The sequence below is a fragment of the Peribacillus sp. YIM B13477 genome, assembly GCF_042787955.1.
Classification (GTDB): domain Bacteria; phylum Bacillota; class Bacilli; order Bacillales; family DSM-1321; genus Peribacillus; species Peribacillus frigoritolerans.
Map to the genome: position 1 here is coordinate 1 of NZ_JBHZPD010000008.1, position 24,673 is coordinate 24,673.

Sequence of the window (24,673 nt, forward strand, 5' to 3'; positions counted from 1 at the left end):
GTTCCCATTCCGAACACGGCAGTTAAGCTCTTCAGCGCCGATGGTAGTTGGGGGTTTCCCCCTGTGAGAGTAGGACGCCGCCAAGCCATTTGAAAAGATCAGCCATCCGGCTGGTCTTTTTTGTATTGCGATATTTTTCAGTTTCAGGGAGGAGTGACGTGAATTAACAGATAAATCAAACTACAGGCTAATTAATTCCAACAGCTGGCTTATTTATTCGGTCTAAATTTGAATTGAAATAATTCATGGGAGCAAGATACGAATATGTACCGATCATGGAGCAGAGGGAATTTCATGAATCAAGCGATTGTAATTCAGGGGGGGAGAAGGGTGGGATATTGAAGGAGATGTACAGTATATGAGTGTTGATGTTTTTACGGAAGACAAGGGGCATCATATTCTGAGGTATTATGGAATTACCATTATAAAGTAATCGATTTTATTTACGTGCATTCTTGTCTTTACTTATTCTTTTCATTATACTAGGAAGAATTTAATTGATAATATGCAAGTTGGATGGGTAAGAAAGAAGGCAGACAAATATAGAACCATGAAGGGATCGGTATTGTGAGTAAAAAGAGTAAGGAAAAGTTTGAAGTTATCGAGGGAGAGACGATCGATGCATGTTTAGATCGAATTAAAGCGGCAGGTTACTTTCCCGTAAGGCGAACAGAAGAGCCTATCTTTGCCGAGAGAATTGAGAATGGCAAAGTCCATTATGTGCCAGTTAATCGAAAAATTGTATTCGAAGCAAAGCTAATTGAGTAAAACACGAACGATTAATTAATATCATGTAAAAATATTCGATTTTAACTTGACATTAAAATGGCCGGAAGGTAAGATGAAGTTACATTAATACATCTCATATAATCATGGGGATATGGCCCAAAAGTTTCTACCTGATGACCGTAAATCATCGGACTATGAGAAAAGCATCTGACTATTTCGGAAACTAGCCAAGTCTTTTTGTATTTCCAAAAGGGCTTTCTTTTCCGGACAGGTTGCTTTCTCTATGAGGAAGCAACCTGTCCGGTTTTTTAATTTATAATGTTATAGATAAATGATAAGCGTCTGTCTGCATACTCGGGACGCCATAATATGAGTGTTGGAGGGAAAGATGATATGAAACCGCAAGTTGGGGTTATTATGGGTAGTGTCTCGGATTGGGAAACGATGAAGTACGCTTGTGAATCATTGGAACAGCTTGAGATCCCCTATGAAAAAAGAGTCGTTTCCGCCCACCGGACGCCGGATTTATTATTTGAATATGCAGAGAGTGCAAAAGATAGAGATATTAAAGTGATTATCGCCGGAGCAGGCGGGGCTGCACATCTACCAGGTATGACCGCCGCTAAAACGATTGTCCCTGTGATTGGCGTGCCAATACAGTCGAAGGCATTAAATGGGATGGATTCGTTATTATCGATTGTACAAATGCCTGGTGGTGTACCGGTTGCAACGGTTGCGATCGGAAAAGCCGGCGCAGTCAATGCCGGTTTGTTAGCGGCTCAAATGTTAGCGGCTTTTGATTCTGACATTGCTGATAGGCTAGAGGCTTTACGAGACGAAACCAGAGAAAAGGTGTTACAGAGCAGTGAACAACTTAAATAATACAATCATATTACCGGGACAGACCATTGGAATTATCGGCGGTGGGCAATTAGGCAGGATGATGGCCTTGTCAGCTAAGGCATCGGGCTTTAAGATAGCGGTCCTTGAGCCGACTGCAGAAGGCCCATGTGCTCAAGTGGCGGATATTGAAATCATCGGTGCTTATGATGATATCGAAGCATTGAAAAGGTTAGCTGACGTCAGTGATGTCATAACATACGAGTTTGAAAATATCAGTTCGGAAGCCTTGGATTGGTTAAAGCAACATGCATTTCTTCCACAGGGCTCAGAATTATTAAAGTTGACACAGGATAGATTAACAGAAAAAAAAGCCATATCCGATGCAGGAGCTTCCGTTGCTCCATATCAGGAAATACAGGATATTTCAGAAATTTACCTTCATATAGAGAAATTAGGGTACCCTAGTGTGTTAAAAACGACGCGGGGCGGTTATGATGGAAAAGGGCAGTTGGTCATTAAGGAAGAAGCCGATATCAAAAAGGCTGAATCCCTGCTCAAAACAGGTATATGTGTGCTGGAAGCCTGGATTCCTTTCGTGAAAGAAATATCCATCATCGTGACGCGTAAGGCTGATGGCGAGACAAGTCATTTTCCGATTGCGGAAAACATTCATATTGAAAACATTCTTCATAAAAGCATTGTTCCGGCCCGTATCAGTATCCAAGCTGAACGGAAAGCTATTGATGAAGCTTTGCAGCTTGCAGAGAAACTTGATTTGGTGGGGACATTGGCAGTCGAGATGTTTTTAACCGCTCAGGATGATATCATCATTAATGAATTAGCGCCAAGACCACATAACTCAGGCCATTATACAATGGAGGCATGTGAGACTTCACAGTTTGAACAGCATATAAGGGCTGTCTGCAATTGGCCTCTCGGAAATACGGCGTTATTGAAGCCTGTGGTAATGATAAACATCCTTGGTGAGCATATCGAACCCTTGATGGAAGAAATTCCGACGCTTTCAGATTGGAAGGTTCACCTTTACGGTAAGAAAGAAGCCAAGCTTAAGCGGAAAATGGGTCATGTGAATATTTTACGTCCAACGATTGAGGAAGCTCTTTTGGAAAGTGATCGAAGCAAAATATGGAATCAACAGGTTGAAACGGAGGAAGTAAAATGATTGAACGTTATACCCGCCCAGAGATGGGAAACATTTGGACAGAAAAGAACCGCTTTAATGCGTGGTTGGAAGTTGAAATCTTAGCTTGTGAAGCATGGTCAGAGCTAGGTGTCATTCCAAAAGAAGATGTGAAGCTTCTTCGCGAAAATGCTACATTCAATGTCGACCGTATCAATGAAATCGAAAAAGATACACGCCATGATGTTGTTGCTTTTACACGTGCGGTTTCCGAAACGTTGGGTGAAGAACGGAAATGGGTCCATTACGGACTGACTTCCACTGATGTGGTGGATACAGCTCTTTCATATGTGATAAAGCAGGCGAATGAGATCCTTGCCAAGGATTTAAATAACTTCGTGGAGATCCTGAAAAACAAAGCGAAGGAACATAAATACACGGTTCAAATGGGACGTACACATGGAGTTCATGCGGAACCGACCACATTTGGGTTGAAACTGGCACTTTGGTATCAAGAAATGAAACGCAATGTCGAACGTTTTGAAGAAGCAAGAAAGAACATAGAGGTTGGAAAAATCTCTGGGGCTGTCGGAACTTACGCAAACATCGACCCGTTCGTTGAAAAATTCGTTTGTGAAAAGCTTGGCCTTGAAGCAGCGCCAATCTCAACACAAACATTGCAACGCGATCGCCATGCACATTATATGAGTACATTGGCTTTAATTGCGACATCTATTGAAAAGTTTGCAGTGGAAATTCGCGGCTTGCAAAAAAGTGAAACACGCGAAGTGGAAGAATTCTTTGCAAAAGGACAAAAAGGATCTTCTGCAATGCCTCATAAACGGAATCCAATCGGTTCTGAAAATATGACGGGTATGGCTCGTGTAATCCGCGGTTACATGATGACAGCATATGAGAATGTGCCATTATGGCATGAGCGTGACATTTCGCATTCTTCTGCTGAGCGCATCATCTTGCCGGATGCAACGATCGCATTAAACTATATGCTGAACCGTTTCAGCAACATAGTGAAGAACTTGACCGTTTATCCAGAAAATATGAAACGCAATATGGACCGTACGCTGGGATTGATTTTCTCACAACGTGTGCTGCTATCCCTTATCGATAAAGGACTTGTCCGTGAAGAAGCTTATGATACGGTTCAGCCGAAAGCGATGGAAGCATGGGAGCTTCAGGTTCCATTCAGAAGCCTGATCGAAAAGGATGATAAAATCACAAGCTTGCTTACGAAAGAAGAACTTGATGATTGTTTCGATCCTACACATCACCTGAAAAATGTTGATGTAATCTTTGATCGTTTAGGTTTATAAAAGTGAAGGCGGCAAACATGCACCTTTAATGGTGATATGTTTGCCAAGCCTGATCAATGGCAGGAAGATTCGTAATATTCACAATGTGGGGGTCTGGACAGATGGAAAAACGAGAATTGTTGTATGAAGGAAAAGCGAAACAGATTTTTGCAACGGACAACAGTGAAATAGTATGGGTGGAATACAAGGATTCGGCAACGGCATTCAATGGTGAGAAGAAGTCAGAGATTGCAGGAAAAGGTAAGTTGAATAATCAAATTACTAGCTTACTATTTTCAAAGCTTGCCCAAGAGAATATCCCGTCCCATTTTATTGAAATGCTTTCCGAACGGGAGCAGCTAGTCAAAAGGGTATCCATCATTCCGCTAGAAGTCGTTGTCAGAAATACGGCTGCCGGCAGTTTTTCTAAAAGGACTGGCATTGAAGAAGGCCAGCCGCTCAAGAAAACGCTGATTGAGTTTTACTATAAAGACGACGAGCTCGGCGATCCTCTGTTAACGGAAGACCATATTGAAGAATTGGAACTTGCAAGCAAGGAAGATGTAGCGATTTTAAAAGAAAAGGCACAAGAAATAAGTATCGTCTTAACGTCTTTCTTTAAAGAGTTGGACATTAAATTGATTGATTTTAAATTAGAGTTCGGCAAAACCCCGAATGGAGACATTCTGCTGGCAGATGAAATTTCACCTGATACCTGCCGATTATGGGATATTAACACGAACGAAAAATTAGACAAAGATGTATTTCGCCGTGATTTAGGAAGTTTAACAGATGCTTACGAAAAAATACTAGCAAAGTTGGAGGGCACTCAACATGTATAAGGTTAAGGTATATATCACACTACGCGAAAGTGTATTAGATCCACAGGGAGCAGCAGTGCAACAATCACTTCATAGCTTGACATATAACGAAGTCAGTGATGTTCGAGTGGGGAAATACATTGAACTTACAATTAAGGATACGGATCGTGATTTAGATCAACTTGTGAAGGAAATGTGTGAAAAACTATTGGCCAATACGGTAATTGAAGCTTACCGTTATGATGTTGAGGAGGTTATCACCCAATGAAATTTGCTGTCATAGTTTTCCCTGGCTCCAATTGTGATGTCGATATGTACCATGCGATAAAGGATGCACTGGGGGAAGAAGTGGAGTATGTTTGGCACTCTACAGACAATCTAGCTCAGTATGATGGGATTCTCCTTCCTGGAGGTTTCTCTTATGGAGACTATTTACGCTCTGGAGCAATTGCACGCTTTTCGAATGTAATGGCTGAAGTCGTAAAAGCGGCACAAGCAGGAAAGCCTGTCTTGGGTGTCTGCAATGGTTTTCAGATTTTACTTGAAGCAGGACTTTTACCTGGAGCGATGCGCCGTAATGAAGGCTTGAAATTCATTTGCCGCAATGTAGAACTGAAGGTTGAAAATAACCAATCGATGTTCACGACAGGATATGAATTAAATGAAACGATTACGATCCCTGTGGCACATGGTGAAGGGAATTACTACTGCGATGATGAAACATTGGCTGAATTAAAACAAAATAACCGCATCTTGTTCACGTATGATGGTGAAAATCCAAACGGAAGCTTGGAGCAAATAGCGGGAATTACAAATGAACAAGGAAATGTCCTCGGAATGATGCCTCATCCCGAACGTGCTGTTGATTCGCTGCTTGGCAGTAAAGACGGCTTAAAGATTTTTCAATCCATCGTAAAAAACTGGAGGGAATCACATGTTATTACAGCTTGAACCAAGTCCGGAAAAAATTAAATCGGATCGATTGTACGCAACAATGGGACTATCCGATGATGAATTTGCAATGGTGGAGAAAATCTTAGGCAGACTGCCGAATTATACGGAAACTGGTTTGTTTTCGGTTATGTGGTCAGAGCATTGTTCCTACAAAAATTCAAAACCCATCTTAAGGAAATTCCCGATTACAGGGGAGAAAGTGCTACAAGGTCCTGGTGAAGGAGCAGGTATCGTTGATATCGGTGACGATCAGGCTGTCGTTTTTAAAATTGAAAGTCATAACCACCCTTCGGCAATAGAGCCTTATCAAGGTGCTGCTACCGGTGTCGGCGGAATTATCCGTGATGTTTTCTCCATGGGAGCACGTCCGATCGCGATGTTGAACTCACTTCGCTTCGGTGAGCTAGACAATGATCGCGTGAAATATTTATTTAAAGAAGTGGTTGCAGGGATTGCAGGATACGGGAATTGTATCGGAATTCCAACTGTCGGCGGAGAAATTCAATTTGATCCATCGTATGAAGGAAATCCTCTTGTCAATGCAATGTGTGTCGGTTTGATCGATCATAAGGACATTAAAAAGGGCCAAGCGCATGGAGTGGGCAACACAGTGATGTATGTGGGTGCCAAAACTGGACGTGATGGCATTCATGGAGCAACATTTGCATCTGAAGAGCTATCAGAGTCTTCGGAAGAGAAACGGCCTGCCGTACAAGTAGGCGATCCATTCATGGAGAAACTGCTTTTGGAGGCATGCCTTGAATTGATTCAAAATGATGCCCTTGTTGGCATTCAGGATATGGGAGCAGCAGGTCTTACAAGCTCATCTGCCGAGATGGCGAGTAAAGCTGGCTCAGGAATAAAAATGAACCTGGATTTGGTACCGCAGCGTGAAACGGGAATGACAGCATATGAAATGATGCTTTCTGAATCACAAGAGCGGATGCTGATCGTTGTCACTAAAGGACGCGAACAGGAAATCGTCGACTTGTTTACGAAATATGACCTAGAAGCGGTTGCTGTTGGTGAAGTAACGGATGATAAAAACCTAACCCTTTCCCATCAAGGTGAAATCGTTGCTGAGGTTCCGGTTGATGCATTGGCTGAAGAAGCTCCTATTTATCACAAGCCATCTGCAGAGCCGCAATATTTCCGTGACTTCCAAAGCATGACGGCAGAAGTGCCAGTCATTGAAGATTATAAAGAAACATTGGTATCACTATTGAAACAACCGACAATTTCGAGTAAGGAATGGGTCTACGACCAGTATGATTACATGGTCCGCACGAATACAGTCGTCTCACCTGGATCGGATGCAGCGGTAGTGCGTGTACGTGGTACGAATAAAGCCCTTGCCATGACGACGGATTGTAACTCCCGCTTTATTTATTTAGATCCTGAAACAGGCGGCAAAATCGCTGTGGCTGAAGCAGCACGTAACATCATTTGCTCGGGTGCGGAACCTTTAGCGATTACGGATTGCTTGAATTTTGGGAATCCAGAAAAACCAGAAATATTCTGGCAACTGGAAAAAGCGGCAGACGGTATGAGTGAAGCTTGCAGAAGCTTAAGCACTCCTGTAATCGGAGGAAATGTTTCCCTTTATAATGAAACGAATGGTGAAGCGATTTATCCGACGCCTGTAGTTGGAATGGTTGGTCTAGTCAATGACCTTAAGCACATCACAACACAAACATTTAAAAATGAATCCGATTTGATTTACGTGGTCGGTGAAGCGAAAGTGGAATTCGGTGGCAGTGAATTACAGAAAATGCTCGAGGGTAAAATCTTTGGACGCGCTCCAGAACTTGATTTGGACCTTGAACAAAAACGTCAGCAGCAAATTCTGACTGCAATCCAAAAAGGACTTGTTGCATCTGCCCATGACCTTTCGGAAGGCGGTTTGGCAGTGGCTTTAGCTGAATCTTTATTCTCAGCTAGTAAACTTGGGGCTAAAGTGAATATATCCGGTGAACCGGTATCTGAATTATTCAGTGAAACGCAATCACGATTCCTACTGTCCATCAGTCCTGAAAACCAAACGGCATTTGAAGCACTGGTTGAAGATGCGATTTGCATAGGCTCAGTAACCGCTGATAATAAATTAGTCGTGGCAACAAGTGATAGCAAAGTATTGGAAGCGGACGTTGAAGATTTACAAACAGCTTGGAAGGGAGCCATACCATGCTTGCTGAAATAAGAAGCCTAAACGAAGAGTGTGGTGTTGTTGGAGTTTGGGGACATCCCGATGCAGCACAGCTTGCTTACTACGGTTTGCATAGCTTGCAACATCGTGGTCAAGAGGGAGCGGGCATCGTCGTGACGGATGGTGAGCAGATGTCCATCTCTAAGGGCGAAGGACTTGTCACAGAGATATTCACTGCGGAAAAAATGCAGGCACTTTCCGGTAGCGGTAAAGCGGCAATCGGCCATGTCCGTTATACAACGGCAGGCGGCGGCGGGTATCAAAATGTTCAGCCTTTCCTGTTCAATTCGCATACAGGAGGGCTGGCCCTTGCCCATAATGGGAATATCGTCAATGCCCATCAATTAAAAGCACAGCTTGAAGGACAAGGAAGCATTTTTCAAACGACCTCTGATACGGAAGTTCTGGCACATCTGATTAAACGCTCCGGCTACTCGGATGTAAGAGAGTCCGTGAAGAACAGTTTAAGTATGCTAAAGGGAGCCTATGCCTTTGTCATCATGACCGAAACCCAAATGATCATGGCAAGAGATCCGCATGGCTTCCGTCCACTTTCATTGGGGAAAATAGGCGATGCATATTTCGCTGCATCTGAAACATGTGCACTTGATATTGTAGGTGCAGAATTCATCCGGGATATTGAGCCAGGTGAACTCGTTGTCATTAATGATGAGGGAATCACATCCGAATACTTTTCGCTTTCCAGCCAACAGGCAATGTGCACGATGGAGTACGTGTATTTTTCCCGTCCGGATAGCAACATTGATGGTATCAATGTTCATACAGCACGGAAAAACCTTGGTAAGCAAATGGCACTCGAAACCAAAATTGAAGCAGACGTAGTTACAGGTGTACCTGATTCCAGCATCTCGGCAGCGATTGGCTATGCTGAAGCTGCAGGCATTCCTTATGAAATGGGCTTAATAAAGAATCGTTATGTTGGACGGACTTTCATTCAGCCATCACAAAGTCTGCGTGAACAAGGCGTAAAGATGAAACTATCACCTGTAAGAGGGGTAGTGGAAGGCAAGCGGGTCATAATGGTTGATGATTCAATCGTCCGTGGGACAACGAGCAGAAGGATTGTCCGCATGTTAAAAGATGCCGGAGCGAAAGAAGTGCATGTAGTTATCAGCTCACCACCGATCAAGAATCCATGTTTTTATGGCATAGACACGTCTAAAAAGGAAGAACTGATTGCAAGCTCAAAATCGGTGGAGGAAATAAGGGAAATCATTGAAGCTGATTCCTTAACTTTTTTAAGTGTCGAAGGTATGGTCGAAGCAATTGGACGACCGTTTCCTGGAGAAACGCGCGGTTCATGCCTAGCTTGTTTCACCGGAAATTATCCGACTGAAATTTTTGAATACGAACGAGAAAAAACAAAATGTTAATCAAGTCGGCAATGATGATTGATTTTCGGAGGAGGATTTCAAATGGCTAATGCATATAAACAGGCTGGTGTGGATATTGAGGCTGGTTATGAAGCGGTAAATCGAATGAAAAAACATGTAAAGCGCACATTTCGTCCAGAAGTAATGAATGGTCTGGGCGGTTTCGGCGGCATGTTTGATTTATCTTCCTTGAACCTTAAAGAACCTGTGCTCATTTCTGGTACGGATGGAGTGGGTACAAAACTTTTATTAGCGTTCATGATGGATAAACACGATACAATTGGAGTGGATTGTGTAGCTATGTGCGTCAATGATGTTGTCGTTCAAGGTGCTGCACCTTTATACTTTTTAGATTATATTGCCTGCGGTAAAGCAGATCCTGAACGAATTGAAATGATCGTTAAAGGAATTGCAGATGGCTGTGAGCAGGCGGGCTGTGCTTTAATCGGCGGAGAAACGGCTGAAATGCCAGGCATGTACGAGACGGAAGAATACGATGTGGCAGGCTTTACTGTAGGTGCCGTTGAAAAATCACGTCTGATTACAGGTGAAGCGATTTCGGCTGGTGACGTCGTTATTGGACTCGCTTCAAGCGGCATCCACAGTAATGGGTATTCACTTGTTCGTAAAATCCTTCTTGAAGACTCAGGCATGGGGCTTCATGACTTCGTACCGGAACTGGATTGCAAGTTGGGTGAGGAATTATTAAAACCGACAAAGATCTATGTGAAGTCCGTTTTATCGACGTTGGAAAAATTTGAGGTTAATGGTCTTGCCCATATCACCGGTGGAGGATTCATCGAGAATATTCCGCGTATCCTTCCTGAAGGATGCGGTGTTGAAATCGAGCTTGGAAGCTGGGAAATTCCAACTATATTTTCATTCCTTGAAGAAAAAGGGAACCTTGTAAGAGAGGAAATGTTCAATATCTTCAATATGGGTATTGGGATGACGGCTGTCGTCAAAAAAGAAGTGGCATCGGATGTGCTAGCCCACCTAAAGTCTTGCGGTGAAGAAGCCTCAATTATTGGAACGATCGTGGATGGAAATGGAGTGTCGTTCAAATAATGAGACGCCTTGCTGTCTTTGCATCAGGTAACGGTAGTAATTTTCAATCAATTGCTGAAGCAATAAAAAGTGGAAAGTTGGAGGCGGAAATCTGTCTTGTCGTATGCGATCGTGAAGACGCATATGTGCTTGAGAGAGCAAAGCTTGAGAATATTGACTCTTTCTCCTTTTCAGCAAAGAATTACTCCAACAAGACTGAATATGAATCGGAAATCCTGGAAAAACTTCGCCAGTATGAGATAGAGTTCATCATTCTTGCTGGTTATATGCGTTTGATCGGTCCGACATTATTACAAAAGTATTCACAGAGGATTGTGAATATCCACCCTTCACTTCTGCCAAGTTTTCCAGGCAAGGATGCAATTGGCCAGGCTTTTGATGCCGGAGTGAAGGAAACGGGGGTAACCGTTCATTATGTTGATGATGGAATGGACACAGGACCGGTCATTGCCCAAAAAACAGTGCCGATTCTTGAAGGGGATACGAGAGACATCCTTCAAAAAAGGATACAGGAAATGGAGCATGACCTGTATCCATCAGTTTTGCAGGAGCTATGCCACAAGAAACTTACTTAATGGAGGGACCAACATAACATGAAGAAACGCGCATTAATTAGTGTATCGGATAAAACAGGTATCGTAGAATTTGCTCAAGGTTTAATTGAAGCAGGTTTTGAAATCATTTCTACAGGCGGTACCAAAAAAACGCTTCAGGAAAATGGTATTGAGGTAATTGGAATCAGTGACGTCACCGGTTTCCCAGAAATTTTGGATGGACGTGTTAAAACGCTTCACCCGAATGTCCATGGAGCAGTGTTGGCAAAACATGATGACAAAGGTCACGCAGCACAGCTTGCTGAGCATAACATTGAACCCATTCAACTTGTCTGTGTAAACCTATATCCATTCCAAGCGACTATTTCCAAACCGGAAGTCACTGTGGAAGATGCTATTGAAAACATCGATATCGGTGGACCGACAATGCTTCGTTCTTCTGCTAAAAACCACGAATATGTGACTGTTATCGTTGATTCCAATGATTATCCTACCGTATTGGCTGAGCTGAAACAAAACGGCGGGGTAACAAAAACCACGAATCGCCGACTGGCTGCAAAAGTTTTCCGTCATACAGCAGCATATGATGCCGTTATTTCAGAGTATATGACAGAGCTTGCCGATGAAGAAAATCCTGAATCATTGACTGTTACCTATGAATTGAAACAGTCGCTTCGTTATGGGGAAAATCCTCATCAAAAAGCCGCATTCTATAAAAAACCGCTTGGTTCCGTTTTCTCAATTGCAGAAGCGAAGCAATTACATGGAAAAGAACTATCATACAACAACATCAATGATGCTGATGCAGCACTTCAAATCGTAAAAGAATTCAATGAGCCTGCTGCAGTTGCAGTCAAACATATGAATCCTTGCGGCGTCGGCGTCGGTGCGACTATTTTGGAAGCATATGAAAAAGCATATGAGGCAGATGCCACTTCCATTTTTGGTGGGATCATCGCTTTGAACCGTGAAGTCGATAAAGCGACTGCGGAAAGGCTTCATGAAATTTTCCTTGAAATCATCATTGCCCCTGGGTTTACACAAGAGGCAGTGGAAGTATTGACAAGCAAGAAAAACCTACGTTTATTAACGATCGATTTTGACGCGGTTAAAAAGCCTGAACGTAAATTGACATCCATTGAAGGCGGATTGCTTATTCAAGATCGGGACGCACATAGCTTAAAGGATGCAGAGGTAAAAGTGGCAACGAAACGTGAGCCTACACCTGAAGAGTGGAAAGCCATGGAACTTGGCTGGAAAATCGTGAAACATGTCAAGTCGAATGCAATTGTGGTTTGTAACGATCAAATGACATTAGGTGTTGGCGCAGGTCAAATGAACCGTGTGGGAGCTGCAAAAATTGCTCTGGAACAAGCTGGGGAAAGAGCGACAGGAAGTGCATTGGCATCAGATGCATTCTTCCCAATGGATGATACTGTAGAAGCGGCAGCAAAAGCGGGCGTCACGGCAATCATTCAGCCTGGTGGATCTGTTAAAGATGAGGATTCGATCAAGAAAGCTGATGAATATGGGATTACAATGGTGTTTACAGGAATTCGTCACTTTAAACATTAATCAAAAACGAGGTGCGATAATGAATGTACTAGTAATTGGCCGGGGCGGCAGGGAGCATGCCATAGCCCGCAAACTATTTGAAAGTAAACGGGTTGGGACCGTTTTTGCAGCACCGGGAAATCCAGGGATGACCGATGTAGCGACTCTTGTACCAATTGATGAAAACAATCATGGGGATTTGGTTGCCTTTGCAAAAAAGAATGCTGTTTCATTAACGGTGATCGGGCCCGAAACCCCATTGTTGAATGGACTTGCAGATGATTTTACGGAGGCAGGATTACAGGTATTTGGCCCTAATGGCCGTGCTGCAGTCATCGAGGGAAGTAAATCCTTTGCTAAAGATTTAATGAAGAACTACAGCATTCCGACAGCGGAATATGAAACTTTTTCTGATTATGATTCAGCAAAAGCATATATCGAAAAAATGGGTGCCCCCATTGTCATAAAAGCGGATGGTTTGGCAGCAGGAAAAGGTGTCGTAGTTGCTATGACGATGGAAGAGGCGTTAGACGCCATCCATGATATGCTAGTCGGAGCAAAGTTCGGGGAAGCATCTGCCAAAGTCGTTATTGAGGAATTCCTTGATGGCGAGGAGTTTTCATTGATGGCATTCGTTAATGGGGAAAAAGTGTATCCGATGGTCATTGCTCAAGACCATAAGCGGGTTTTTGATGGAGATCAGGGTCCGAACACAGGTGGAATGGGTGCATATTCACCGGTACCGCAAATATCCGATGAAATGATCCAGACTGCAGTCGAAACGATTCTTAAACCCACGGTAAATGCGATGATTTCTGAGAATCGGAGTTTTACAGGAATATTATATGCCGGGTTGATCGCCACTGAAAAAGGCACAAAAGTCATTGAGTTCAATGCCCGTTTTGGCGATCCGGAAACGCAAGTCGTTTTACCTCGTCTAAAGACAGACTTCGTAGATACGCTTGAAGCGGTTCTTTCTGGAGAGGATTTACAACTTGAATGGCATGAAGAAGCCGTTCTCGGAGTGGTCGTCGCAGCTGATGGATATCCAGGGGAATATAAAAAGGGATCTATCATTAAAGGCTTGGAAAAGATTGATCCGAAAGCCCATGTTTATCATGCTGGAACGGCTCTCAATAATGAAGGGAACTTCATCTCGAATGGCGGACGTGTACTTCTGGTTGCTGCAAAAGGGAAAGATTTGGCCTCTGCGCAAGCTGAAGTATATAAAGAGTTAGGGCATATTGAGAAAGACGGTTTATTTTGGCGAACGGATATTGGCTACCGAGCAATAAAATACAATTTTTCATCATAATATAAAGAAGCTGACTCTAAGCGGAGTCAGCTTCTTCTATAAGACTTAATATGAATCAGATTGATTCGATTCATTTTCCTGTTTTGGTTCTTTTGTCATCAAGTTTTGTCCGTTTTCCATCGCATCGACGACAGGACAATAACGGAGGATTCCTTCACCTATTTTCATGGCGGAAAGCATGGCCACGATTATATAAGATTGGTTTTTCCATGGTTTTTTCACCATTTTAGCCGTAGCCCATGTTAGAAATGTAAAACCACAAGTAATTCGCATTAAAGCATTTATTATACTGATATTTTGTTTAAACTTCATATAAAATCGATCCCTTCACAAAAATTTAACAATAATCTGGATAACATTACTGTTCAAATGGGGCAAGTATGTTACTATGAAATAAAATTGGATTGAAAATGGTTTTTTTCATACACTGTTTCTAATAACTTATGGGGGAATGTTTATGCTTGAACAGCGCTATAGATGGAAAAATAAACATCTAAGAGAACATATAGATGTGCTGGATGGCAATAGGGCACCACACATTCTGCTAAAAAATACGACTTATTTAAATCAGGCTTTACGAAAATGGGTAAAAGCGAATATATGGATATATGAAGATCGCATCATATATGTTGGCGATAAGCTTCCTGATAATATAGACCGCTGTGAGATGGTCGACTGTACAAACCAGTACTTGGTCCCGGGTTATATTGAGCCGCATTCACACCCTTCTCAATTATATAATCCCCTTTCTTTTTCACGTTATGCATCTCATTTTGGCACAACGACATTGATCAATGATAACTTGCCGTTTCTATTGCAGTTAGATAAAAAGAAAGCGTTTTCTCTTTTGAAAGAATTACGTAACATTCCTGTAACAATGTATTGGTGGAGCCGTTTTGACGGACAAACGGAATTGATTGATGAAGATATGGTCTTTTCCCATGGGGCCGTCAAATCATGGCTGGAGCATGATGCCGTATTACAGGGCGGGGAACTAACTGGATGGCCGAAGCTTCTCGATGGGGATGACATGATGTTGCACTGGATTCAGGAAGCCAAGAGAATGAGGAAGAAAATAGAAGGACACTTTCCAGGTGCTTCGGAGAAGACTTTAGCAAAAATGACCTTGTTCGGCGCCGATTGTGATCATGAGGCAATGACAGGTGATGAAGTCATGTCACGCTTGCTGCAGGGCTATTATGTATCGTTAAGACATTCTTCGATCCGTCCGGATTTACCAAAGCTGATACAGGAAATCCATGAACTGGACATTGATCATTATGACAAATTCTTTTATACGACAGATGGATCACCGCCGTCCTTTTATGAAGGTGGTTTCATAGACTGCTTGATCAAAATAGCGATAGAGCATGGCGTTCCGGTCATCGATGCCTACAATATGGCGACCATCAACATCGCACGATATTATAACATTGAATACCTTCATGGCAATATTGCCACAGGGAGGGTGGCGAACATCAACTTCCTGACCGATGTAAAGGAACCCGCTCCGGTTTCGGTAATGGCGAAAGGGAAATGGGTGAAAAGGGATGGTGAGATCATTCCGGATAAACAGGAAATCGAATGGAGTGATTTCGATTTTAAACCGCTCGATCTTGATTGGGATCTCAGTTTAAAGGAAGATTTTGAATTTTCCATGCCGTTCGGGATAGAATTGGTTAATAATGTAATTACGAAACCGTACTCCCTTGCCAATGATGTTGGGCATGAAGAACTGAACTTTGAGGATGATGAATGTTTTTTCATGCTAATCGACCGGGAAGGGAAATGGCGCATCAATACGATATTAAAAGGGTTTGCGGACAAATTGTGTGGCTTTGCTGGCTCTTATACAAATACAGGTGATATCATACTGATCGGTAAAAGGAAAAAGGATATGCATTTGGCATTTAACCGGCTAAAGGAAATTGGCGGTGGAATCATTTTGACGGAACAAGGCAAGGTGATTCATGAACTTCCTCTGAAATTAAAGGGAGTCATGTCGACCAAGGAGGTTCCTGAATTGATAAAAGAAGAAAATGAATTGAAACATTTGCTGCGGGAGAGAGGTTATCGCTTCGCCGATCCTGTGTATACCCTTTCATTCTTTTCGACAACCCATCTGCCATATATAAGGCTGACCCAGCGAGGAGTATATGATGTAATGAATAAAACTATACTCTTTCCTACTATAATGCGTTAAAATATAAGAGAAGAAATGGCTAATAAATCAGAGGAGTGGAAAGATGAATTTTAAGAGAGTTCTTTTCATTGTTATTGCTATTTTACTGCTGGCAGGCTGTTCGACGAAAGAGGATCCTGCATCGGATGACAGTAAGCCGAAAGACCAAGCTGTCATCAAAAATACAGATGTGAAAAATGAACCTTCCAATGAGTTTCCACTTACAGGTATGGCCACCGAAGCAGGCAGTGAGCGAAGGGCTGCAGCAGTGATGATTAATAATCATCCGGAAGCACGCCCGCAATCGGGCCTCTCAGAAGCCGATATGGTTTACGAAATGCTCGCAGAAGGTGACATAACCAGATTTTTAGCTATCTTCCAAAGTGAAATGCCTAGTCAAATCGGTCCGATTCGGAGTGCAAGGGACTATTATATCGAATTGGCTAAAGGCCTTGATTGCATCTATGTCTGTCATGGGTATAGCCCCGAGGCAAAGACCATGCTGGACAGAGGGTATATTGATAACTTGAACGGATTATATTATGATGGTACTTTGTTTCAACGTTCGGCAGATCGAAAAGCACCGCATAATTCCTACACCTCCTTTGAGGATATCGAAAAAGGTGCAAAGGAAAAGGGTTATGAGTTGAATGGTGCACCGAAGCCTTATGCTTTCCTTACAAAGGAAGAGGCAGCTGGACTTCAAGGGGAACCGGCATTGAAAACCGAGGTTTCCTACGGATCAGACGAGTATGATGTACAGTATGAATACGAAGCCACGGAAGAGAAATATAAACGTTATTCGAATGGAGAGCAAACAGTCGAGCATAAATCGAATAAACCTATTTTACTGGATAATATATTGATCATTGAGGCTGCTCATCAAGTGATCGACGACAAAGGGCGTCGAAAAATCGACTTGAAAAGTGGCGGAAATGGTTATTTACTTCAAAAAGGAAAAGCGAATGAAGTAGAATGGGTGAATAAGGATGGTCGTATTACACCAGTGAAAAACGATAAAGAGGTAGGGTTGATTCCAGGGAAAACTTGGATCAATATTATTCCGGATGAACCTGGTTTAGTAGGAGACGTCTCATTTTGATACCCATGAAATTGAGGGGGAGTAACATGCAAATTGATAAGTTAAGAGGAAAAGAAACGGATCAGCTGTTCAAGTCGATCCTTTCCTTGCGTGATTTGGACGAATGCTATCGATTTTTTGATGATCTATGCACAGTTAATGAAATTTCCTCATTGGCACAGCGTCTTGAAGTAGCCCGCATGCTTGAAGAAGGAAAAACCTATCATAAAATCGAAACGGAAACAGGTGCAAGCACGGCTACGATTTCCAGGGTCAAACGCTGCTTGAATTACGGAAATGATGCTTATTCCATGGCTCTGAACCGTATTAAGGATAATGTAGAGGAAACAACTGAATCTTAATTCTTTCGATTATAATAAAAAGCTGGGGAATTCATTTCCCGGCTTTTTATTTTGTGTCCAGCACGCTCATTGCCGGCTGTCTTTCAGCCGTATCCATGTTATATTGGATTTTAGATTAAAAGGTTCCATTTGGTAATAACATTTTATCGATACTTCTCTTTTTTAATGAAAAATCTTAATGCTATAATGGTGTAATGGGAAGTGTGAATGGAGGATTATAATGTACGATTTTCGCGAGTGGAAACATGTTTTCAAACTCGATCCAAATAAAGAAATAAGTGATGAGGCCCTTGAGAAAGTCTGTGAATCCGGTACTGATGCAATCATGGTCGGGGGAACGGATGGTATCACGCTTGAGAATGTGCTTCATTTAATGGCACGTGTCAGGCGATATACGGTCCCATGTGTGATGGAAATTTCTTCAGTTGAAACGGTGACGCCAGGGTTTGATTTATATTTCATTCCGAGTGTCCTGAATAGCACCAACCCGGATTGGATGATGAAATTACATCAGCAAGCAGTCAAGGAATACGGTTACCTTTTGAATTGGGATGAAATTTTCGTTGAAGGGTACTGTATCCTGAACCCTGAGTGCAAGGCGGCCCAATTGACGAAAGCCAATACTGATTTGGATATGGATGATGTGGGTGCATACGCGATGATGGCGGAAAAGATGTTCAACCTGCCGATCTTTTATTTGGAATACAGCGGTGATTATGGCGATGTCCAGATGGTGGAAGCGGCCAAAGAGAGTTTGGAAGATACCATACTATTCTATGGCGGTGGGATAAAATCGGTTGAGCAGGCCAAAGAGATGTCCAAGATTGCGGATGTCATCGTTGTCGGCAATGTGATTTATGAAGATTTAAAAGTGGCCCTTGCAACAGTTACGGCAGTGAAATGAAAACATGTAAGAAATATAGTATACTAAAACAGAAACGAATGTTCGTATAGGTGGTGTGATAATGCAATATTTAGCGGAAAAATTATTAATTGGTTTGAATGAACAGCAACAAAAAGCAGTGAAAGCAACAGATGGTCCACTTTTAATCATGGCTGGGGCAGGAAGTGGAAAGACGCGTGTGCTGACTCACCGAATAGCTTACTTGATGGTCGAGAAGGAAATAGCGCCTTGGAACATCCTTGCAATCACGTTCACCAACAAAGCGGCACGTGAGATGAAGGAGAGGATCCGTGCCATACTTGGCGGTGCATCCGAAGATATCTGGATTTCGACTTTCCACTCGATGTGTGTCCGTATTCTACGAAGAGATATCGACCGTATCGGATTTAATAGGAACTTCTCGATATTGGATACGACGGATCAACAATCGGTCATAAAACAAATCATGAAAGACCGTAATATGGATACAAAGAAATATGATTATCGTGCCATTTTGGGCAGCATCAGTTCAGCGAAAAATGAATTGGTCGGGCCGGAAGAGTACCTGAAGACGGCGTCTGATTACTTCACTAAAGTAACGGCCGATGTTTATACGGAATACCAAAAACGGCTGCGCAAAAACTCAGCGCTCGATTTCGATGATTTGATCATGATGACGATTCAATTGTTCCAGCTCGTACCTGAGGTGCTTGAATATTATCAGCGTAAATTTCAATACATTCATGTTGATGAGTACCAAGATACGAACAGGGCTCAATACATGCTTGTTAAATTATTGGCTTCACGCTTCCGTAATCTCTGTGTTGTCGGGGATTCCGATCAATCGATCTATCGTTGGCGCGGTGCGGATATTGCGAATATCCTTTCATTTGAAAAAGATTATCCGAATGCCAACATGATTTTCCTTGAACAGAATTACCGCTCGACGAAAAAAATCCTTGCAGCAGCGAATAAGGTCATCGATAACAATCAAAACCGTAAGCCGAAAAATCTTTGGACCGAGAATGCAGATGGCAATAAGATATTCTATTACCGTGCGGATAATGAACAAGGGGAAGCGCAATTCGTAGCCGGAAAGATAAATGAGTTAGTTCAGGACGGCAGCAGGAAGTATTCAGATATAGCAATACTTTACAGAACGAATGCACAATCACGTGTCATGGAGGAAGTTCTGCTTAAATCCAATATTAATTATGCAATAGTCGGGGGCACTAAGTTCTATGACCGTAAAGAGATTAAGGATTTACTTGCCTATCTTCGACTTATTGCGAACCCTGATGATGACATCAGCCTTCGCCGTGTAATCAATGTGCCAAAACGCGGAATTGGCGCAACTTCGATGGACAAAGTGGCAGATTATGCAGATCAATATGATGTTTCCATATATAAAGCACTGGAGTCTGTGGAAATGGCAGGGATAAGCGGGAAGGCCACCAAAGCGGCAAGGGAATTCCATACGCTGATCACTAATTATACAAATCAGCAGGAGTACTTATCCGTGACTGAACTTGTGGAGGAAGTCATCGAGAAAACCGGTTACCGTGAGATGCTGCAGGCAGAAAAAACGATTGAATCACAAAGCCGGCTTGAAAATATAGATGAGTTTTTATCTGTTACGAAAGCATTCGAAGATAACAGCGAGGACAAATCATTGGTGGGCTTTTTGACTGACCTGGCGTTGGTTGCCGATATAGACCAACTTGACGAGAATACCGAAGAAGCTACAAATACGGTAACGTTGATGACATTGCATTCAGCGAAGGGACTTGAATATCCGGTAGTCTTTCTATTGGGCCTTGAAGAAGGGGTTTTCCCTCACAGCCGCTCGCTTATGGATGAAGAGGAGATGGAAGAAGAACGCCGTCTGGCTTATGTGGGAATTACGAGGGCCGAAAATGAACTATTCATAAGCAATGCCCAAATGCGGACATTGTATGGACGGACGAGCATGAATCCCGTTTCACGTTTCATCAGTGAAATACCAGAGGAACTTCTAGAAGACCTAAAACCGAAACCTGCTCCTAGGGCTAGGCAAACGCCTTTCAGCTCTTCGAGGACCGGGTCTCCTTCAACGGCTTCAACAAGAAAAGTGCCTGCCTTTGGAAAAGCTGTTTCTGCACCATCCGCAACGGGCGGTGAAGAAATCGGCTGGGCTGTCGGTGACCGTGCCTCCCATAAAAAATGGGGTATAGGAACCGTGGTGAGCGTAAAAGGGGAAGGCGAAGGAAAGGAATTGGATATTGCCTTTCCAAGTCCAATCGGCATCAAACGCCTATTGGCGAAATTTGCACCAGTTGAAAAAGCATAAGCTATTAATATGCTCCTGCTGGTAAAGAATAGGGATATCTGACTTTAGACACCGCTCTTCTATCAGAAGTGCGGTGGAGTCTTCTTTAGAAAGGATTGAACGTATGGACTTACAAGCTGCAGAGAAGAAAGTTCTGGAACTGCAAACGTTATTGAACCAATACAGCTATGAATATTATGTGATGGACCAGCCATCAGTACCTGATGCTGAATATGATCGGCTGCTACGTGAACTTATTGGGTATGAGGAGAAATTTCCGGAACTGCAAACGGCGGACTCACCGACACAACGGGTCGGTGGCGCCATTTTGGATATGTTTGAAAAGGTGGAGCATACCACTCCGATGCTTAGTTTAGGCAATGCCTTCAACGAAAGTGACTTGCGGGATTTCGACAGAAAGGTCAGACAATCTGTAGGTGACAATTTTTCCTATGTATGTGAATTGAAAATTGACGGACTTGCCGTCACACTTCAATATGAGAATGGATATTTCGTAAGAGGGGCAACCCGTGGAGACGGAACGATCGGTGAAGATATTACCGCTAATTTGAAAACGATCAAGTCGATCCCATTGAAGTTACGGGAGCCGGTCGCCATAGAAGTGCGCGGTGAGGCATTCATGCCAAAAAGATCATTCGAGTCATTAAACAAGGCTAAGGAAGAACGCGGTGAGGAACCATTTGCAAACCCGCGAAATGCCGCTGCCGGCTCGTTAAGGCAGCTTGATCCGAAACTTGCTGCGAAACGGAACTTGGATATTTTCCTTTATGCGATTGCCGATTTGGGGGAAACGGGGGTCCGTTCCCATAGCGAGGGTCTGGATTTATTGGATCGTCTCGGGTTTAAGACGAACCGGGAAAGAAAAACATGCTCGAATATAGAGGAAGTACTGGCCTATATAGTAGAATGGACGGAACAACGTCCAAACTTAGCCTATGATATTGATGGAATTGTCGTAAAGGTGGATTCCCTTGAACAGCAGGATGAATTAGGTTTTACTGCAAAAAGTCCGCGATGGGCCATTGCTTATAAATTCCCAGCTGAAGAAGTCATTACAACCCTAAGGGATATCGAGCTGAATGTGGGCCGTACGGGTGTATTGACTCCGACTGCCGTTTTGGATCCCGTCCGGGTAGCAGGTACGACTGTGCAGCGAGCTTCACTTCACAACGAAGACTTAATCCGTGAAAAGGACATCAGAATCGGAGATCAAGTGGTTGTGAAAAAAGCGGGTGATATCATTCCAGAGGTAGTCAATGTACTGGCAGAGCGCCGTACAGGGGAAGAAGTCGAGTTTCAGATGCCGACTGAGTGCCCTGAGTGCAGCAGTGAACTTGTCCGGCTGGACGGGGAGGTTGCTTTACGCTGCATCAACCCGAAGTGTCCTGCACAAATACGGGAAGGCTTGATTCACTTTGTTTCCCGTACAGCAATGAATATAGACAGTCTTGGTGAAAAAGTGATTAGCTTGTTATTTAAAGAAGAACTCATACAAGATGTGGCTGATATTTATAAGCTTACATACGATCAACTGATTGCTTTGGAAAGGATGGGGGATAAATCTGTCACTAAACTTCTTCAAGCGATCGAAGCTTCGAAAGCCAACTCGTTGGAAAAATTACTATTCGGGCTGGGTATTCGCCATGTTGGTTCAAAAGCTGCCAAGACGCTTGCGAGGGAATTCGGGACGATGGAAGCCTTAAGCAAGGCGAGCCGTGAAGAACTAACGGCCATTAATGAAATAGGCGATAAGATGGCTGATTCCATCGTAGCTTATTTTGAATTGGAAGAAGTCCATGCTTTATTGAATGAGTTGGATGCAGCCGGTGTGAATCTTACTTTCAAAGGGCAAAGAGCTGTTGCTATAGAAGATATCGACTCCGTTTTTGCTGGTAAAACAGTCGTTTTAACGGGAAAACTGCATCAGTTAACACGTAACGAAGCTAAAGAGAAATTAGAGGCGCTAGGAGCTAACGTTGCTGGAAGTGTCAGCAAGAAAACCGATTTGGTCGTAGCTGGTGAAGATGCCGGTTCCAAACTGGAAAAAGCTGAAAGCCTAGGCGTCATGGTATGGGATGAAGAGAGACTGATTGAGGAACTAAATAAATAAGAGGTGTAGCTATGAGGAAACACTCCATTTTGGGGATGATTCTTATACTGCTTCTTGCTGGATGTGCGCCTAGTTTCGAGGATAAGCAAGAGGTAGTTCAAGACTCCAAAGACAAAAAAGAAACGGCAATTATTCCGAAGTATAAAATTTCGGAAGAATATTATCAAACAATCCTACCGTTTGAACCATCAAAAGCACGCGGTTTGGTCGTATCCAATCTAAATACCAGATACGACATTGAAGAATTCGAAAATGGATTGATGCGGTTGGCGCAAACCCAGTTCGACCCGGAAGATTACCTGTTTCAAGAGGGGCAAATGCTGGATAGCTCCACCATATCTTCCTGGCTGAACAGAAAATATACCGATAGTCAGTTGAAAGAAAAGAAAAAGAAAGCTTCAGACAATGTTGGCTTGAATCCGGTTGATCCAGGCAAAGGTGACATTGATAAGCGGAATAAAGACAATCCAATCTATCTTGCCCATATTTTAGAACATAATTACTTGGTAAAAACAAAAGATAATTCAGTGAGCCTAGGCGGGGTTGTAATAGGTCTTGCGTTGAATTCAGTGCATTACTATCAAAAAGAGGCATTCGGTGCCACCTATGAAAAGACAATCGATAGTAAAAAGCTAAAGCAAGAAGGGGAAAAAATTGCTGCAGAAGTCTTAAAGAGGCTGCGTAAAATGGACAAGCTGAAAAATGTTCCGATTACGATTGCCTTATTCGAGCAAAATGAAAAATCTTCAGTAGTCCCTGGGAATTTCATTTCCTATACAAATATCGATAAAAACTCTAACAATATTGGAAAATGGACGAACTTGGACGAAGAGTATTTCCTATTTCCTTCTGCTGCTGCTGAAAAGAAAAACCGTGATGACGTCAATACTTTCACGAACTTTAAAGAAGATGTCGAAGAATACTTCCCTAACTTTAACGGAGTCATCGGCAGGGCGTTCTATATGGATGATCAATTGCAAAGCCTGAACATCGATATCCCCATTCAATTTTATGGGAACTCGGAAGCGATAGGCTTTACCCAATATGTTGCTGGGCTCATAATGGAACGTTTCCCGAACTATATTGCCGTACAGGTATCCATTACGTCTGTAAATGGACCTGAAGCGCTCATAGTCCGTGAAGCGAATCAAGACGAACCAACCGTTCATATATACGAATGAAAAAAGGATGAAGCTTAGCGGCTTCATCCTTTTTTCGACTGGAATCTATTTCTTGTGAATGTCAAAATAACAATACACAAAGATATATAATGGAAAGTAAACCCTTCCATCTTAGGGAACAAGTTCTTTAAAAAGGCAACATTTGTCGAATTTTAATAGTCTTATTGTCATTTCCCCGGAAATTCCGGCAACTTTCCCATATTTCCCGGAAAATATCTCTTTTTCCTTAAGAAATAATTGAATTTCGACATTGTATCTCTTGTTGCTTTACTGTGCAATAGTTTGATATGATTTAAACGATGATTATATGGAGAAAAGCGACGAAATTCAGTCGATTTGGATATTTTTTCGGAGGTGAAGAGAATGTCACGTATTTCTATGGAACAAGTTAAACACGTTGCCCATTTGGCCCGTTTGGCCATTACGGAGGAAGAAGCAAAACAGTTTCAGCATCAGCTTGACCAAATGATTTCATTCGCGGAGCAGTTGAATGAGCTTGATACGGATCAAGTAAACCCGACTTCTCACGTTTTGGATATGAAGAATGTTATGCGCGAAGATGTCGCAAAACCGGGATTGCCAGTAGAAGAAGTAGTTAAAAATGCACCGGATAGCAAAGAAGGATATATCCGTGTACCATCAATAATTGAATAAGG

General features: G+C 42.7%; 22 protein-coding genes, 1 rRNA gene and 1 riboswitch. Of the genes, 22 read left to right on the top strand and 1 reads right to left on the bottom strand.

Annotation, left to right across the window (positions count from 1 at the left end):
* The 14 genes from rrf to purD form a co-directional block, all read left to right on the top strand.
* Positions 1 to 86, top strand: a 5S ribosomal RNA gene (rrf, locus tag ACFX4H_RS20540); the annotation flags it as partial.
* A 481-nt stretch (positions 87 to 567) separates the two neighbouring features.
* Positions 568 to 768 carry an NETI motif-containing protein gene (locus tag ACFX4H_RS20545; protein WP_034306130.1) on the top strand — a complete coding sequence of 67 codons (201 nt, stop codon included), beginning with the start codon at positions 568 to 570 and terminating at the stop codon, positions 766 to 768.
* 74 nt (positions 769 to 842) lie between these two features.
* A riboswitch (purine riboswitch) is annotated at positions 843 to 944 on the top strand.
* Positions 945 to 1,122: 178 nt separating this feature from the next.
* Positions 1,123 to 1,611, top strand: coding sequence for a 5-(carboxyamino)imidazole ribonucleotide mutase (gene purE, locus ACFX4H_RS20550; protein ID WP_034306127.1), 489 nt, complete (start codon positions 1,123 to 1,125; stop codon positions 1,609 to 1,611).
* Complete coding sequence (gene purK, locus ACFX4H_RS20555; protein WP_283866996.1) at positions 1,595 to 2,755, top strand: 5-(carboxyamino)imidazole ribonucleotide synthase; 1,161 nt, start codon at positions 1,595 to 1,597, stop codon at positions 2,753 to 2,755. Before purE ends, purK begins: the two co-directional genes overlap by 17 nt.
* The gene (purB, locus tag ACFX4H_RS20560) at positions 2,752 to 4,044 is read left to right on the top strand and encodes an adenylosuccinate lyase (RefSeq protein ID WP_063592293.1); all 1,293 of its coding nucleotides are present in this window, start codon (positions 2,752 to 2,754) and stop codon (positions 4,042 to 4,044) included. Before purK ends, purB begins: the two co-directional genes overlap by 4 nt.
* A gap of 101 nt (positions 4,045 to 4,145) precedes the next feature.
* On the top strand, positions 4,146 to 4,865 hold the full coding sequence (purC, locus tag ACFX4H_RS20565; RefSeq protein WP_048680630.1) for a phosphoribosylaminoimidazolesuccinocarboxamide synthase: 720 nt from the start codon (positions 4,146 to 4,148) through the stop codon (positions 4,863 to 4,865).
* On the top strand, positions 4,858 to 5,112 hold the full coding sequence (gene purS / locus ACFX4H_RS20570) for a phosphoribosylformylglycinamidine synthase subunit PurS (protein ID WP_034306118.1): 255 nt from the start codon (positions 4,858 to 4,860) through the stop codon (positions 5,110 to 5,112). The genes purC and purS overlap by 8 nt, the downstream gene beginning before the upstream one ends.
* Entirely contained in the window at positions 5,109 to 5,795 is a 687-nt protein-coding gene (gene purQ, locus ACFX4H_RS20575; RefSeq protein WP_249597415.1) for a phosphoribosylformylglycinamidine synthase subunit PurQ, read from the top strand. The genes purS and purQ overlap by 4 nt, the downstream gene beginning before the upstream one ends.
* Complete coding sequence (gene purL, locus ACFX4H_RS20580; RefSeq protein ID WP_063592292.1) at positions 5,779 to 7,998, top strand: phosphoribosylformylglycinamidine synthase subunit PurL; 2,220 nt, start codon at positions 5,779 to 5,781, stop codon at positions 7,996 to 7,998. The genes purQ and purL overlap by 17 nt, the downstream gene beginning before the upstream one ends.
* Entirely contained in the window at positions 7,983 to 9,398 is a 1,416-nt protein-coding gene (gene purF, locus ACFX4H_RS20585; RefSeq protein WP_034306114.1) for an amidophosphoribosyltransferase, read from the top strand. The genes purL and purF overlap by 16 nt, the downstream gene beginning before the upstream one ends.
* 42 nt (positions 9,399 to 9,440) lie before the next feature.
* Positions 9,441 to 10,466, top strand: a complete 1,026-nt coding sequence (gene purM, locus ACFX4H_RS20590) for a phosphoribosylformylglycinamidine cyclo-ligase (protein WP_377436119.1) — start codon at positions 9,441 to 9,443, stop codon at positions 10,464 to 10,466.
* Positions 10,466 to 11,041 carry a phosphoribosylglycinamide formyltransferase gene (purN, locus tag ACFX4H_RS20595; RefSeq protein WP_034306109.1) on the top strand — a complete coding sequence of 192 codons (576 nt, stop codon included), beginning with the start codon at positions 10,466 to 10,468 and terminating at the stop codon, positions 11,039 to 11,041. Before purM ends, purN begins: the two co-directional genes overlap by 1 nt.
* 18 nt (positions 11,042 to 11,059) lie before the next feature.
* Positions 11,060 to 12,595 carry a bifunctional phosphoribosylaminoimidazolecarboxamide formyltransferase/IMP cyclohydrolase gene (purH, locus tag ACFX4H_RS20600; RefSeq protein ID WP_034306107.1) on the top strand — a complete coding sequence of 512 codons (1,536 nt, stop codon included), beginning with the start codon at positions 11,060 to 11,062 and terminating at the stop codon, positions 12,593 to 12,595.
* A gap of 19 nt (positions 12,596 to 12,614) precedes the next feature.
* Positions 12,615 to 13,889 (top strand): phosphoribosylamine--glycine ligase, encoded by a 1,275-nt coding sequence (gene purD / locus ACFX4H_RS20605; protein WP_063595366.1) that lies wholly within the window; start codon positions 12,615 to 12,617, stop codon positions 13,887 to 13,889.
* 45 nt (positions 13,890 to 13,934) lie between these two features.
* Here the strand turns inward: purD and ACFX4H_RS20610 are convergent, their stop codons facing one another.
* Positions 13,935 to 14,201: a YgaP-like transmembrane domain gene (locus ACFX4H_RS20610; RefSeq protein ID WP_034306101.1), complete on the bottom strand. Its 267-nt coding sequence runs from the start codon at positions 14,199 to 14,201 to the stop codon at positions 13,935 to 13,937.
* A gap of 145 nt (positions 14,202 to 14,346) precedes the next feature.
* Between ACFX4H_RS20610 and ACFX4H_RS20615 the strand changes: the two genes are divergently transcribed.
* From ACFX4H_RS20615 to gatC, 8 genes are all read left to right on the top strand, one after another.
* Positions 14,347 to 16,092 (top strand): adenine deaminase C-terminal domain-containing protein, encoded by a 1,746-nt coding sequence (locus ACFX4H_RS20615; protein WP_034306098.1) that lies wholly within the window; start codon positions 14,347 to 14,349, stop codon positions 16,090 to 16,092.
* A gap of 43 nt (positions 16,093 to 16,135) precedes the next feature.
* Positions 16,136 to 17,173, top strand: a complete 1,038-nt coding sequence (locus tag ACFX4H_RS20620; protein ID WP_034306096.1) for a DUF3048 domain-containing protein — start codon at positions 16,136 to 16,138, stop codon at positions 17,171 to 17,173.
* A gap of 26 nt (positions 17,174 to 17,199) precedes the next feature.
* Positions 17,200 to 17,514 (top strand): YerC/YecD family TrpR-related protein, encoded by a 315-nt coding sequence (locus ACFX4H_RS20625; protein ID WP_034306094.1) that lies wholly within the window; start codon positions 17,200 to 17,202, stop codon positions 17,512 to 17,514.
* 220 nt (positions 17,515 to 17,734) lie between these two features.
* Positions 17,735 to 18,418 (top strand): heptaprenylglyceryl phosphate synthase, encoded by a 684-nt coding sequence (gene pcrB, locus ACFX4H_RS20630; RefSeq protein ID WP_034306092.1) that lies wholly within the window; start codon positions 17,735 to 17,737, stop codon positions 18,416 to 18,418.
* A 61-nt stretch (positions 18,419 to 18,479) separates the two neighbouring features.
* Complete coding sequence (pcrA, locus tag ACFX4H_RS20635) at positions 18,480 to 20,726, top strand: DNA helicase PcrA (protein ID WP_034306090.1); 2,247 nt, start codon at positions 18,480 to 18,482, stop codon at positions 20,724 to 20,726.
* Between the two features lie 103 nt (positions 20,727 to 20,829).
* Entirely contained in the window at positions 20,830 to 22,836 is a 2,007-nt protein-coding gene (gene ligA / locus ACFX4H_RS20640; RefSeq protein WP_241637340.1) for an NAD-dependent DNA ligase LigA, read from the top strand.
* 11 nt (positions 22,837 to 22,847) lie between these two features.
* Entirely contained in the window at positions 22,848 to 24,017 is a 1,170-nt protein-coding gene (locus ACFX4H_RS20645; protein ID WP_241637339.1) for a CamS family sex pheromone protein, read from the top strand.
* A 363-nt stretch (positions 24,018 to 24,380) separates the two neighbouring features.
* Positions 24,381 to 24,671, top strand: coding sequence for an Asp-tRNA(Asn)/Glu-tRNA(Gln) amidotransferase subunit GatC (gene gatC, locus ACFX4H_RS20650; protein WP_034306082.1), 291 nt, complete (start codon positions 24,381 to 24,383; stop codon positions 24,669 to 24,671).
* The last annotated feature ends 2 nt before the right edge of the window (positions 24,672 to 24,673 follow it).

Excerpts from the sequence above, each read along its gene's own strand:
- purE (WP_034306127.1), top strand. The coding sequence starts at position 1,123 with ATGAAACCGCAAGTTGGGGTTATTATGGGTAGTGTCTCGGATTGGGAA.
- purB (WP_063592293.1), top strand. The coding sequence starts at position 2,752 with ATGATTGAACGTTATACCCGCCCAGAGATGGGAAACATTTGGACAGAA.
- purC (WP_048680630.1), top strand. The coding sequence starts at position 4,146 with ATGGAAAAACGAGAATTGTTGTATGAAGGAAAAGCGAAACAGATTTTT.
- purS (WP_034306118.1), top strand. The coding sequence starts at position 4,858 with ATGTATAAGGTTAAGGTATATATCACACTACGCGAAAGTGTATTAGAT.
- purQ (WP_249597415.1), top strand. The coding sequence starts at position 5,109 with ATGAAATTTGCTGTCATAGTTTTCCCTGGCTCCAATTGTGATGTCGAT.
- purL (WP_063592292.1), top strand. The coding sequence starts at position 5,779 with ATGTTATTACAGCTTGAACCAAGTCCGGAAAAAATTAAATCGGATCGA.
- purF (WP_034306114.1), top strand. The coding sequence starts at position 7,983 with ATGCTTGCTGAAATAAGAAGCCTAAACGAAGAGTGTGGTGTTGTTGGA.
- purM (WP_377436119.1), top strand. The coding sequence starts at position 9,441 with ATGGCTAATGCATATAAACAGGCTGGTGTGGATATTGAGGCTGGTTAT.
- purN (WP_034306109.1), top strand. The coding sequence starts at position 10,466 with ATGAGACGCCTTGCTGTCTTTGCATCAGGTAACGGTAGTAATTTTCAA.
- purH (WP_034306107.1), top strand. The coding sequence starts at position 11,060 with ATGAAGAAACGCGCATTAATTAGTGTATCGGATAAAACAGGTATCGTA.
- purD (WP_063595366.1), top strand. The coding sequence starts at position 12,615 with ATGAATGTACTAGTAATTGGCCGGGGCGGCAGGGAGCATGCCATAGCC.
- ACFX4H_RS20610 (WP_034306101.1), bottom strand. The coding sequence starts at position 14,201 with ATGAAGTTTAAACAAAATATCAGTATAATAAATGCTTTAATGCGAATT.
- ACFX4H_RS20615 (WP_034306098.1), top strand. The coding sequence starts at position 14,347 with ATGCTTGAACAGCGCTATAGATGGAAAAATAAACATCTAAGAGAACAT.
- ACFX4H_RS20620 (WP_034306096.1), top strand. The coding sequence starts at position 16,136 with ATGAATTTTAAGAGAGTTCTTTTCATTGTTATTGCTATTTTACTGCTG.
- ACFX4H_RS20625 (WP_034306094.1), top strand. The coding sequence starts at position 17,200 with ATGCAAATTGATAAGTTAAGAGGAAAAGAAACGGATCAGCTGTTCAAG.
- pcrB (WP_034306092.1), top strand. The coding sequence starts at position 17,735 with ATGTACGATTTTCGCGAGTGGAAACATGTTTTCAAACTCGATCCAAAT.
- pcrA (WP_034306090.1), top strand. The coding sequence starts at position 18,480 with ATGCAATATTTAGCGGAAAAATTATTAATTGGTTTGAATGAACAGCAA.
- ligA (WP_241637340.1), top strand. The coding sequence starts at position 20,830 with ATGGACTTACAAGCTGCAGAGAAGAAAGTTCTGGAACTGCAAACGTTA.
- ACFX4H_RS20645 (WP_241637339.1), top strand. The coding sequence starts at position 22,848 with ATGAGGAAACACTCCATTTTGGGGATGATTCTTATACTGCTTCTTGCT.
- gatC (WP_034306082.1), top strand. The coding sequence starts at position 24,381 with ATGTCACGTATTTCTATGGAACAAGTTAAACACGTTGCCCATTTGGCC.